The sequence below is a fragment of the Pelagicoccus mobilis genome (assembly GCF_016595505.1).
Classification (GTDB): domain Bacteria; phylum Verrucomicrobiota; class Verrucomicrobiia; order Opitutales; family Opitutaceae; genus Pelagicoccus; species Pelagicoccus mobilis.
Genome location: NZ_JAENIL010000009.1, coordinates 142,204 through 155,591, shown reverse-complemented (window position 1 = coordinate 155,591; position 13,388 = coordinate 142,204). Strand labels below are relative to the sequence as shown.

The 13,388-nt window shown below is 52.0% G+C and carries 5 protein-coding genes; all 5 read left to right on the top strand.

What is annotated here, in order from left to right; translation table 11 throughout:
• The first annotated feature begins 395 nt into the window (after positions 1–395).
• The 5 genes from JIN87_RS06530 (at position 396) to JIN87_RS06510 (ending at position 13,025) form a co-directional block, all read left to right on the top strand.
• On the top strand, positions 396–3,470 hold the full coding sequence (locus JIN87_RS06530) for a TonB-dependent receptor plug domain-containing protein (protein WP_200354736.1): 3,075 nt from the start codon (positions 396–398) through the stop codon (positions 3,468–3,470).
• Between the two features lie 310 nt (positions 3,471–3,780).
• Positions 3,781–5,085, top strand: a complete 1,305-nt coding sequence (locus JIN87_RS06525; RefSeq protein WP_200354735.1) for a sulfatase family protein — start codon at positions 3,781–3,783, stop codon at positions 5,083–5,085.
• Between the two features lie 88 nt (positions 5,086–5,173).
• The gene (locus JIN87_RS06520; RefSeq protein ID WP_200354734.1) at positions 5,174–6,589 is read left to right on the top strand and encodes a sulfatase family protein; all 1,416 of its coding nucleotides are present in this window, start codon (positions 5,174–5,176) and stop codon (positions 6,587–6,589) included.
• A gap of 609 nt (positions 6,590–7,198) precedes the next feature.
• Complete coding sequence (locus JIN87_RS06515; protein WP_200354733.1) at positions 7,199–12,352, top strand: CBM96 family carbohydrate-binding protein; 5,154 nt, start codon at positions 7,199–7,201, stop codon at positions 12,350–12,352.
• 202 nt (positions 12,353–12,554) lie between these two features.
• Positions 12,555–13,025 carry a VPDSG-CTERM sorting domain-containing protein gene (locus JIN87_RS06510; protein WP_200354732.1) on the top strand — a complete coding sequence of 157 codons (471 nt, stop codon included), beginning with the start codon at positions 12,555–12,557 and terminating at the stop codon, positions 13,023–13,025.
• The last annotated feature ends 363 nt before the right edge of the window (positions 13,026–13,388 follow it).

Below are 13,388 nucleotides of genomic sequence, written 5' to 3'. Positions count from 1 at the left end.
ATTGCAAGAGATGAAGACCAAGGTAGATGCGGCATGCCGCGAGCGGCAGCCCTACAGCTAATGAGTTCCACTGTCTTTGAAGATGAACCTTTTTTAGTGGTCTGGAGTAGCGGATCGTACGTTGTTAGAAGGTGTAATGGTCCTGATGATACGTTGGTGAATCTGAGGTGTGTTTGAACGAGTGTGGTTACGCTCGCTGAAGAGGCTTTCCTGACGCGTTTCCCTATTGAGGGGACTGGTTTACGGGTTTAGTTAACCCAGTTAACGGGTAAATTGGTCGGTAAGTTGTGCGCGAGGTTAAAATATAGGTTATTGGTGATGACCGACATGGTTTTTCATACTTCCAAAGGTCGCCCCTAACTAGATACCCTAACTAGATACCTAACGAAACTGTTATGATGACATCCCATCGTAAACTGTACCCTACGATAAGCGGTACTCTAGCGCTCGCATTGGCTGGCGCTGCAGGGCTCAATGCTCAAGATGAAGAAGACGAAGTCTTTGAGCTTAGCCCTTTTACTGTAGATGGTTCGAAAGATACTGGCTACTATGCTTCTGAAACGCTCTCTGGCACTCAGTTGAGGACTAACATGCGCACCTTGGCGAATCCGGTAACGGTTTTGACTGAGGAGATGCTTCGCGATATTGGTGCTTTAAGTTACGAAGACGCGGTTGAGTTCCTTCCTAGTACCACCTCTTACCAAGGAAATGTTGCGGATAACGACGGTAATGTCGCTCGTACTGGAACTCCTTATACATCGCGTGGATTTAGAGTGAATGCACTCACTCAAAACTTCCTCTCTACCAACGTAAGACAGGACAGTTACAATACGGAGCGCCTAACTCAATCCAGAGGTCCTAACTCATTGCTTTTCGGTCTTGGGTCTGTGGGTGGTTCGATGAACACCTCCGCTAAACGTGGTCGTACCCATCGGGACGAGCAGACTTACGAGATGCGTTTTGATGACTACGGGGGCACGCGTTACACAATCGACCTAAATAAGGTGCTTGTTGACGATAAGCTAGCGTTTCGTTTCGCATCGATTTACGAGGACAAGCGCACTCATCTCCCGGCGCAGTACCGGAGACGCAAGTCTGCTTATGGAAACCTGACTTATCGCTTGAGCGAAAAGACTGAGTTTAATTTCAACGGAGAAATAGGCCGTTTTGACGAATTGAATCCACGTCCGTTTTTGACGAAGGACTTCTTCTCTCCATGGGAAAATGCGGTGAACCCCGATACAGGCGTACCGTATACCGATTGGGAGAAAGCCAACCGCACCTACACGAGACCGGACGGAACAATCAATGCTAGTGGCGCGGCTCAGAACAACCTGCCGCAGATTTCGAAGAATCTGCAAAACGATGTCTACTATGTTTGGATCGCCAATGACCCCGATGCTCCGGTGTTGAACTGGGCAAGAAAGGGACAAAGCCGAAATCCAACCATCAATGGTTCCGAAAGTAGTCAGGTTAGCATTACGAACCCTCAGTTGACTGACGAAGTGTATTTTCCACTGGATACAGCTATCGGTGGATTCAATGATCACTATGATTACGACTACGACAAGTACGGCGTAACGATAGAGCACCAGTTCTTCAAGAATACGCACATGCAGTTGATGTATGCGAATGAGACTCGCGACATTGATGACGCCCGCCCTGTTAAGCGTCAGAACTACGCGATTCGAATCGATAACAACTGGTGGTTGCCGGGTACTGGACCTGCGGATGAAAACAACATCGACATGGTGAATCCTTCGAATCCGTACTTCGGGCTGCCCTATATCGAATCGAGTGGTTTCCGCCTCGAATCCGAGGAAGAGATGGAGCAGTACCGCGCAAGCCTGAGCCATACCCAACACCTCGGCGACAGCGATTTGCTCGGAAAGATCAGTCTAGTCGGAACTTACTACAAAAGAGAGACGGAACGATTCACCGTGCAGCTCGATGAGATGAACATGGTTCCCAACCGACGCGCTGGCAACGGTACCGGGTTCTATGATGGGAACTTTACTCGCTCGCGACTCAATCGTCGTTATTACCTGACCGGGAGCAATTCTCCTTCATTTCCTAGCACGCCGCTCGAACCGATAACGCAATCAGCAGACCTGTCTTCAGGCAGCCCGAGATGGCCAACCAGCACTGTTCCGGGCACGATGGTAATACCTGAAGTCAACAGCCAGTGGGTGAGCCGTCTGAACCCGATTCACATCTTCGAGGATACGGAATCTGAGTCTTTTCTCGCGCAGTGGACCGCTTTGAACGAGCGTCTGATTCTAACGGGAGGTACTCGTAAGGATACTATCTCTGGAACCAACGCTGTATACACGCGAAACCCCGAGACTAAGATCTTTGACGGCGAACCGGTCTACCCGGAAATTACAGAGAACTCGGTTCGAAACCACAACTACGGTGTGGTGGTTAAGGCCAGCCAGTACTTCGATTTCTACGCGAACGAATCCACCAACAATGTTTCAGCTGGGACTCAAGCGTACACGATCTTCAATGAGCAGCTTCCGGATCAGGAAGGCGAAGGCTATGATTTCGGTATCAGAAACTTCCTCTTCGATGACAAGTTGGTCGTTAAGCTCAACTACTTCGAGAACACGCTCCTCCACGAGATCAACAATCCGCTTCGTGACGGCTTGGCTCGAGCTGGATCGCCGATCGATGACTTCCTCGATGGAATGGCAGCCAACGGGCTACATGACATGATCGCAGGGTCCCCGGTCTTTGAAGACTACACAGGTAACGGGCTTTGGTCCGACGTGCAAAACACGGAGACCGAGGGTTACGAGTTGGAGGCGGTATTCAATCCTACCTCAAACCTTCGTATGATGTTGAACGTTTCTAGAAACGAGACGGTTGTTAACGATACATACATCTTCTCCCGTCCCTGGTTCGAAGCTTACATCGACCCGGTTGTCGGAACTGACATCGAAGATTTGTTCTATGATGGTGAGCCACCCTCGGCTGATCCAGCCGATGATGCCGGTCGCGAAACGATTGGCGATATCGTAGAGCGGATAACCGACAAGGTCGCTCGACACGATGCTCAGGTGGGTGGACCGATGATTCGTTCGAACCTATGGCAAGTGAACTTCGTTTCCAGCTACGGGATTACGGAAGGTAAGCTCAAAGGTTCCCGTATCGGTGGCGCTGCCCGTTGGCGTTCCGCTCCAACTATTGGATACAAGGAGGATGAGATCGGAAACTTCATCTCTGACCAACCTCTGAAGGGCTACGAAGTCTTCTTCGCTGATGTGTTCTACACTTACTCAGGCAAGGGCGGTATCTTCGGTAAGGACTCACGTTGGGATGCTACCCTACGCGTCAGAAACATTTTCGACGATGACGGATGGTCTCCAAGAACGGCTCTCGATGATGGTAACGGGTATCCGTATTACCTACAAATGGTACACCATGCACCGCGTTCCTTTGAGCTCTCGCTTCGACTCCGCTACTAAGGTGGCTGTGAGAAGTAGCGTTTCCTGATCAATCAATTACCCACGGCGGCGGAGTGTATGCTCCGCCGCTTTTTTTTGGCTCATCACCTTTTTGCGGGGAGTGCTATTTGGCGCCTGTTGTCCCCATCGGGCACCGGTAGGCAAATGGCCGTTGGGACAACGTCCGCGACCTTTTAATGCTCTACAAATGAACAAGCCTGCTTGTGAGCGGTATAACGCTAAAACAAGCCCGATCTCGACAATTTAGCGGTATTTCTCGGAGAATCGTAAGAAAACTGACTCTGTTGCGGTCATAGTTTGTTGCATGAAAATGAAGAACCACCTGTCACTCTTCCTTTTAACTTTGGTTTCTGTGCTCGCGCCCGCGTTGCAAGCACGACAACCGAATGTGATTGTCATTTTCACAGATGATCAAGGGGCAGTGGATACAGGGGCTTATGGCGCTGATGATCTTGTGACGCCGAATATGGATCGGATCGCGGAACGAGGGGTTCGCTTTACTCAGTTTTATGCTGCTGCGCCCGTTTGCTCGCCCTCACGAGTGGGTTTGCTGACGGGGCGTACTCCGCAGCATGGCGGCTTGAAGGGCAATGTGCCTCCAGGAGGAGAGGGAATGCCCTCAGCGCAGATCACGATTGCCGAAGAGCTAAAGCAGGCTGGCTATGCGACCGCCCACATTGGCAAATGGCATCTTGGACATCATGAGGATACTGTGCCAAACGGGCAGGGCTTTGACCATTCCTTTGGGCACATGGTTGGCTGTATCGACAACTACTCGCATTACTTTTATTGGAACGGACCGAACCGCCATGACCTCTGGCGCAACGGCGAGGAAGTGTTTCACGATGGAGAGTTCTTTGCGGATCTAATGGTGACCGAAGCAGAGGAATTCATGAAGGCGAACCGAGAGGATCCGTTTTTCATCTATTTCGCGCTCAACTCGCCACACTATCCCTACCAAGGTTCGCCTGAGTGGCTAGAACACTATAAAGATCTACCGTATCCGAGAAATTTGTACGCGGCCTTTCTTTCGACCATGGATGAGCGGATTGGTGACCTACTTGGAGCCGTCGATGACTTGGGACTCAAAGAGGAAACAATTGTTATCTTTCAATCCGATCATGGGCATTCCGAAGAGGTGAGGGCGCACGGCGGCGGTGGCAGTGCGGGGCCTTATCGGGGGGCGAAGTTCAGTCTCTACGAAGGCGGAATCCGTGTGCCGGCCATCATTTCCTGGCCGGGGCAATTGCCTGAAAATCAAGTTCGCTCCCAGATGGCGACCGGATGCGATTGGTATCCGACGATCCTCGATTTGTGCGGACTTTCGTCTCCTGAGCATGCGATTGATGGCAAGAGTTTGCTGCCACTGATTGATGATGCGGCTGCGGAAACTGCCCATTCGAGCTTTAACTGGAAAACGGGGAAGAACGGCAAAGATACCGCCGTGCGAGCAGGGCAGTGGAAGCTCATCAAATCCGGTGAGCAGACCGAGCTCTACAACATTGAAAAGGACCCTGGCGAACAAACGAACCTGGCTGTTGATCGCCCGAAGGTAGTGAAGCGTCTCAGTGAGATTAGCGAGGAATACTGGAAGGGGTTCGCTGGCGATTCATAGAGGGAGCTTTCACTTTTCTAAATCGTCTCTGGGAGACAACGCGTCGGGTGAATGTACTCGGAAGAAGGAAGAACAGAGTATGCGATATATGCTAACAAAACGTTGGGCGAGCGCTGTGCTGGCGGTCGTTTCTGTTGTATCCATAATTGCCAGTGAAAAGCCGAACATTGTCTTGATAATGGCTGACGACGTCAGCTGGGAGGCGTTCGGTTGTTACGGAGCTGAGGATTATGAAACGCCAAATATCGATGCGTTGGCTGCGGAAGGGGTTCGTTTCACTCACGCTTATTCTACACCGATCTGCACGCCTTCGCGTGTGAAGATCATGACCGGTCAGTATAACTTCCGCAACTACACCCATTTCGGATACTTGAACCCAGCGGATAGAACCTTCGGCCATATGATGAAGGAGGCGGGTTATAAAACCGCGATCGCGGGTAAATGGCAACTTAACGGCCTGTACCACAAGGCTGAAGGGAGCCTAGACAATACGCGTCCTTATAAAGCTGGTTTCGATGAGTACTGCCTCTGGCAGTTGACCAAAGGAAAAGCCGCGAAAGACGGGGGCGGTGAACGCTTCTGGAGCCCGCCTTTAGAGCAAAATGGTACGTTCCTATCTGCGGAGGAAAACGCGGGGAAATACGGTCCGGACATCATGTCGGACTTTGTATGTGATTTCATCGAGCGTCATCAGGACGAAGCTTTCTTTGTCTATTACCCCACGGTGTTGGTGCACGATCCCTTTGTTGCGACTCCAGACACTATTGGCGACGCTCCACGATCGCAGGCAGCGAACAAACAGCCAAAAGACCCACATGCGAAAAAGGAGAACTTCGTCGCGATGGTGAACTATCTCGATAAGATTGTCGGGAAAATCGTGGCGAAACTCGACTCGGTCGGACAGCTCGAGAACACGATCATCCTCTTCACCGCTGACAACGGTACCCACACGAGCATTACATCGCGCTGGGGCGGACAAGAGATTAGAGGCGGAAAAGGCGGCACAACCGATATGGGTACTCATGTGCCGTTTGTCGCAAGTTGGAAGGCTTACCCGACTCAAGGCCTGGTTCTCGATGACCCTATCGATTTCACTGATTTCTACGCGACCTTCGCGGAGGCCGCTGATGTGACGCTCGGCGAGGACGATCCGGTGGATGGTCGTAGTTTTCTGCCGCGACTCAAAGGTGGGGCCGGAAACCCGCGCGACTGGGTTCTGACGCATTACCAACCGTATTGGGGTAGGTTTACTGGCGCTCAATTCGTGCGTAACGAAACCTACAAGCTATACCGAGACGGTCGCTTCTATGATGTGCCATCTGATTTGAAGGAAGAACTGAATCTCGAAAAAGGGCAAGCGGGCGAACGCGGAGAAGCCATTCGGAAACGATTAAACCAGGTATTGGAAGGCTCTCCACCCGCACCACCGTTCGAAGGGGGGAAATCCGCGATCGAACGGCCGACTTATCCCGATTGGAAAGAGCTTGCGGATCCTAATGATTAAAGCCTTCGACATTGAGTAGGGAATTGAGGATGGCAGGTCTGCTCTTCGATGGTCGATGGTTTTGGATCGGGGGTTGCGTGTAGCGAAAATATGGGCACGTTGAGGACACCTGGGCTTAAGTATCAGTTTGCATAGGATGGATGCGACCTGCTCTCTGCTGTTGAAGGCTTATCGTTCGATAGTGACCGAAAGTACGAAAATCGGTTGCGAAAGGACTCTTGAAGAACCGACGGCATGCAGGTCATTTATTTGTTTAGTTGCTTGGTGATGGATATGTAGCCCAAATTGCGAACTGGTTGGGTAGTACCTGTTGTCATCGATGGACACCCATCAGCGATGTGGCCGTTGGGACAACGGCCGCTACCAAACATTCAAACTTACGTGCGGATGTATCATTTGGCCCTGTCGATCGGAGAGAGGGTGATCTTTTCTGATAACCTTCCTCTCGCGGGATCCTCAGACCGCGCACTTCTACCAAACTTTTTCCCAATTCCTGTTAAGAAAAGTCCGGTTTGTTCCTAAGTAAGGAAAAGCCCTTTTTTACCCTTCGGGCAATAGGCCAGCAGCCTTTCCCGCTAAAATGCCCGTAAGTGAGACGCGGGAATTGAGATGAGAAGAATCGTAGGATTGTTACTGAAGAACAAGAACAGACCTCTTGGTAGATTGATACCGGGGGGAATTATTGTTGGTCTGCTGGCCAGCACCAGTCTGACGTTGCAGGCAGAAGATTTCAACCCCATCGCCGATTCGTATACCGACGAAGCTGATACTAGTGAGAACAACGAGACGGGTACCCGCTTGCGAGTGCGCAGCAGCGCATCGGGCAACGGGCAAATCGCATTTTACAAATTTGATGTCAGCGGTTTGTCCGAATCGGTTACCTCCGCGACTTTGAAACTGTACGCGAAAGTAGGCACGGGAGACCCCGTGACTGCGTATGCGGTCAACGATAACTCCTGGACCGAGAACGGCATCACTTGGAGCAATCAACCGGTATTGGGAAGCGCCCTGGATACTCTAAACGTGGTTGATGGAGTCTTTAACAGTTTCGATTTATCCGGCTTTATCACGGGGGAGGGAACTTACACTATTGCACTCCAGGGCGATGCTGATGTGGAGCAATCCTTCCGTAGTCGCGAACATGCCGATCTGCCGATCTTATCGATCAATGGTGGTGACGGTGGTGGCGGTGACCCCGTTAGCAATAGCGAGTTTTCGATCGTCTCTTCGCCGTATCCGACGGATGATGTTATCGTTATCTCGGAGTCAGCGGCGGACCATGGGATCGTCAGCGATGGTTCGGTTGATGTGACTTCCGACATCCAGGACTTGCTCGACCTCGTGCAGAGCAAAGGTGGCGGCACGGCTTTCCTGCCGGAGGGGACCTATCGAATCGACGGCAATCTGATTATTCCCACGGGTGTCTGGCTGCGAGGCGTTTGGGAAGAGCCCACGCCGGGTCAACCGATCAACGGCACGGTCCTGGCCATATACGGTGGCCGCAACTCGACTGATTCCATTCCTGTGATTCACCACTTGGAATCGTCGGGAACCAAGGACCTGGTCTTCTGGTATCCCGAGCAGGACCCCAACAATATCGTGCCGTATCCTCCCACTATCGGTGGTTACCGAGCGCTCGAAGGCGATTACAAGGGGCTGCAGCGCGCGGTGGGAATGAGAAATCTGACCTTCGTCAATTCATACATCGCCATCAGCGCCATTGCCGAAGACACCGAAACCTCGGTGGGAGCTCATTTCAATATAGACAACGTCTACGGCACGGCCCTGTACCGCGGCATTCAGTCTGGCTATATTTCGGGCAATTCGAAGTGGACCGGGGTATTCTTAAGCCCTGATTACTGGAGCGGCTCAGGGTTCGCAGGATCCCCAACCGACTCGAGCCATGAAGACTGGGCGAAAGACAACGGTGCCGGCATTCGCCTTTCTACCAAGGGCCAAATCTATATCCAGTTCGCCCGTATCAGCGGTTTCAGGTGGGGTGTGCTTCAGGAGATCGAGGGATCTGATTCGTCATTCTACGATTGCCAATTCACAAACTGCAAAATCGGATTCGAAGGCCTCGCTTACAGCACGCGCGCTGTGAACTGCGTATTTGAAGGATCCCAATATGGATTGGTATGGAATCATGCGTCCTCGAACAGGGGCGAAGGCATTTATCATTCTTGTACCTTCTCGGGCGGGAAAGCTGCTGTTAGTATCCCGATCTGCGAGTCGCAGAACTTCCAGGCTTGCACCTTCAACGACAAAGTGATTCTCGAAGAGGGCATTTTGATGGCCGTGGACTGCGACTTCGATTTCTCCGGACCGCATGTTGAGTTGGACAAAAAGGCGGACGGCGCGGCGCTGATTGGCAATCGATATACCGGTGGCTTCAGTCTCCAAGACGACTCCAATAATAGCTGTATCAAGATTGATCATACGCCGCTCTCCTTTGAACCGCTACCGTCTTTCACTTATGCGGATTATCGGACGACGGTTCAGGACTTCAAACCGGCCGTTGCTCAGTTGTTCGACGCTCTGGATTACGGAGCGGTTGGAAATGGCAAAGCCGACGACACGGCGGCGATCCAGGCCACCATCGATGCGGCTGCCGCTGCGGGTGGCGCGATCGCATTCCTGCCGCCGCGCGTCTACAGTGTTCCGGGCACCTTGAACGTCCCATCCAATGTCGAACTACGAGGCGCATCCGATGGACATCACACTGCAAACGGCGAGGAATACGCCACTGTGCTCCTAGTCACCAACGATCAAGGCAATGCCGACGGCACGCCGTTCATCACCCTGCAGGCGAACAGTGGAATCCGCGGGATGAGTTTCTTTTACCCGGACCAGGATATCCCGGCGGTTGAATATCCTTACCTGATCCGTGGCGCGGGCGAAAACGTTTATCTCTGGAACCTTCACGCGGCAAATGTCGCCCGTATGTGCGACTTCGCTACAAACCGGTGCGACAATTTCTACGCCAATTCCTTGTATGTGGGGGCGCTGCACAACGCCTACGATATTGGCAGCGGCACGACCGGTGGACGTATCTACATGGGCATGGGCAAATCCTTCTGGGGCCAGCTCCCATCGTCGATCGAACCCACGGTTCCTACGGAAAGCAGAGACGAATATACAACGGAGTTTCTCCATCACATCACGGCGGGCGACTGCAGCGATCTGGTTGTGTTTGGCACCTACTGTCGCAGCAATAGTGTCGGTATCCAGGCCTATGACGAAGGCGGTTCGGGGCCGAAAGACTTCCTCATCATGAACAGTGGCGGCGAAGGAACGCGGGTGCCCTACGAGGTAAATAAACTCAGCGGCCCCTTTTATGTTGTCGCTTCGGGGAACAAGTGCGGTTCCTCCCCTGAGGCGGTTCCCTTTCAATCCCAATTTCTATTGAACTACGCGGACCCGTATAAGGTGGTCGGATACTGCAACGTAATGGACTCCAGCGCCGAAATGGAAGTCCACATCACAGATGGGGATCTTGAACTTCAAGCCTTCCGTCTGGACCAGCAGGTCGCCCGATCCGGCTTCTGGGTCGACGCTCCGGGAAGCCTGATTGTCAGTGCTGCCTATTCGCCAGAAATCGCCGCTTTCAGTGGCGATGGAAATATCGAGGCCTATGCGAATTACATGCCCCTCGGGGCGGCTGATTCCGATTCCGCGCGATTGAGGAGTCTCTGGGATGCTAACATCCTCGGAAAGGGCAGAGGCGCATTGGCCGCCACCTACGAGAATCCTATCTACTACGGTATGGAGATTATAGATACGGACGATTCTGATTTTATTCCGTCAATAGACCCCTTCAATGAGAATAATTGGTTCTCGTGCACGCAGCCCGTTCTGGTCAACGGACAGAATAAGAAGAGATTGTACCTGGACGTCGTGAATCCTGATCTAGTCAATCAGTCCATTACGGGCAAAATTGCCGTGGGCTACCACACCACCGAAACCGCCGGAGTTGTTGGCGATACTATGGTCAATGTGTATTACGATCAGAACGGCCAAACCTTGGCTGGCTCCTTCGATGCGGCCGACCCTTCGAATTCGGGTAAATGGAAGAACATCAGCTTTGATATGATTGATGCCAGTTTCAATGATGGGATCAACGGCGGGGACGTCCTTATTGAAATCGGAGCGGATGCAGTTGTATCCATCCTGTATGTGGAAGTCAGGGATAATAACGATGTCTGTGAGCTTCCGGCCGGACCGAGCAACAGTCCTCCGGTCTTCAACTCGGATCCGATCACAAGATCCGATGCGACTGAAGACACCTCTTACAGCGGCACCCTTGCAGGTAGTGTGACCGATGAAGATGGCGACAGCCTCAGCTATGAACTGGTTTCACCAACCGATAGCTGGTTAACTGTCGACGCCAGCGGGACGCTTAGCGGTACGCCGCTCAACGGTAATGTAGGTCTGAATACGTTCACCATCAGCGTCAGCGACGGCATCGCTCCTGCAGTCGAGGTAACCTTGGAAATCAACGTTGTTAACGTGAACGATGCTCCAGTCTTCACTGCAGATCCAATCACTGGAGTCGCTGCGACCAAAGATATTTCCTATAGCGGTACCCTCGCGGGTAGCTCGATTGACGACGATGGCGACAGCCTAAGTTATGGCCTGGTCGCCGGTGGTCCGAGCTGGTTGGAAATTGATTCCAATGGAACACTAAGTGGCACGCCAATCAACGGTAATGTAGGTCTGAATACGTTCACGGTCAGCGTCAGCGACGGCATCGCTCCGCCAGTTGAGGCTACTCTGAACATTATGGTGAATGCAGTTCCCGACACCACGCCGCCAGCGATGCCTACAGGACCGACCGCGGTAGGAGGAGTTGTCTCTATTGCACTCGATTGGGCAGATAACACAGAGGACGATTTTGTGAGCTATACGGTCTACCGCTCCACAACAGCCGGAAGTTTTGGCCCTGCCTTAACTTCCGGCCTAGTGGCGAGCACTTATACAGACAACACGAGCGTTGATGGTATAACGTACTATTATGCGGTTACTGCGTTTGATGACAGCGGCAACGAGTCTGAGCTGAGTAGCGAAGTATCCGCGTCATTGGACAATCAAGCGGCAACGATCCTAACTCATCCTCAAAGCCTTGAAGCTCCTGCAACAAGCAACGTAACCTTAACGGTAGTCGCGACAGGAAATCCTGCTCCGACCTACCAATGGAAAAAAGGAGATGCGAATATAGAAGGTGAAACCGGATCACGCCTTACGATCGATTCGGTGGGCGAGGACGATGCTGGGATCTATACCGTGGTGGTGACGAACACAACCAGCGTAGTTAACACGGTCACCTCCAATGCTGCGACTTTGACCGTCACGCCAGCTTCCGCTTACGAGACGTGGGCGATCGCCGCTGGGCTATCAGCAGCCGAGATGGCGATGGATGCTGATCCTGACGGCGACGGCGAAAGCAACCTCTACGAGTATGCCACCGGCGGACATCCTGCAGGTGGCATAGATCCTGTATCGGCACGCCCTCGATTTGAAATCGAGACGGTCAACAATGTAGTGAATATTACATACAACTTTTCACGCCGTCTCAATGCTCCGGAGCTGGAGTACACGTTAGAGACCAGCCAGTCGCTAACGGGTGACGCTTGGAATACTCGAGAATCGGCCAAGCCAACAGGAGATATTGAAGCAGGCTTCGAAAAGATGTCGTTCAGCCTCCCGCTCGGGATAGAACCAGAATTCGTACGACTCAAAATTGCGTACATCGAGGGTCTGTAGAAGGCACATTCGTTGATGGTCTGAGTAGGGAGGGAAGGATATAGCTTCGGTTTTAAGATTTTTTTTAAAATGTCTGTTAAGAAAATGGCGGCTGGCGTCTAAGAATGGGAAAGGACCTCTTTCGTTTTTTGACTCCTGCCCCAGTCGAAAGTGAGAGCGTTCCTTTCAACAACCCATCAAACAACGAACAACATAACACCTCATGAATACATTAAAACGCACACTCTCCTCTCGCTTCTTCGCTCTCGCCCTTTTGACGGCTTCGTTCTTCGCGCTAGGTAGCGCCAATCTTTCGGCTATTACTATCGATGTGGATGGAACCGATTACGAGATAACAGAAGACAGGGGTAAGCCTAGTAGGGAGAGCTTTTTTCCACTTTTAACATCCAACCCTTTTTGGAAAGCCGATGGTGGGAGCTTCGCCAAAAAATTCGCGAGGAAATACAGCACGACTGGAGTCCTATTCGCTTGGGGAGGCGATGGTAGTCATATCACTGCGAAAGAGTGGGATGGTTCCGCGGTGGTAGATCGTTCCGTCGAATATCGTGAAAATAATAACTACGCTTTCGCGACCGCTCAGTCAGTCCCTGATGCGGGCTCGACAACGACCTTGCTCGTTTCCGGCCTTCTCGGTCTAGTCGCATTCAGCCGCAAGATTCGCGGATGGCGATAAAGTAGAAGAGAAAACGTTTACCAGAGTCGTCTTCCTTGGACGGCTCTTTTTTTTCACCGGTGGACTGCGGAAGTTCCCAGTTGGACTGAGGGGAGTGTGGGAGTATTGAAAAAGCGGATGCGTCCCGTTTAGAGATCTGACTCCTGATGCCCTAGCGTATTGCAATTCTCAGCACTCGGATCGCTCGCCTCCAGCGGATCTTTTATCTTTTTTTAAACTCCTGTTAAGAAAAGGCTGAATTTTGTCTAAGAAAGGAAAAAGCCCCCTTTTTACCTTTTGGACTCAATCCCTAACAACCCAATCGAATTCACAATGCTCTGGCCTCATGCCCAAGCCGAGCCCTCTGAGTTGATCACCCAGTGC

Excerpts from the sequence above, each read along its gene's own strand:
- JIN87_RS06510 (WP_200354732.1), top strand. The coding sequence starts at position 12,555 with ATGAATACATTAAAACGCACACTCTCCTCTCGCTTCTTCGCTCTCGCC.
- JIN87_RS06520 (WP_200354734.1), top strand. The coding sequence starts at position 5,174 with ATGCTAACAAAACGTTGGGCGAGCGCTGTGCTGGCGGTCGTTTCTGTT.
- JIN87_RS06525 (WP_200354735.1), top strand. The coding sequence starts at position 3,781 with ATGAAGAACCACCTGTCACTCTTCCTTTTAACTTTGGTTTCTGTGCTC.
- JIN87_RS06530 (WP_200354736.1), top strand. The coding sequence starts at position 396 with ATGATGACATCCCATCGTAAACTGTACCCTACGATAAGCGGTACTCTA.
- JIN87_RS06515 (WP_200354733.1), top strand. The coding sequence starts at position 7,199 with ATGAGAAGAATCGTAGGATTGTTACTGAAGAACAAGAACAGACCTCTT.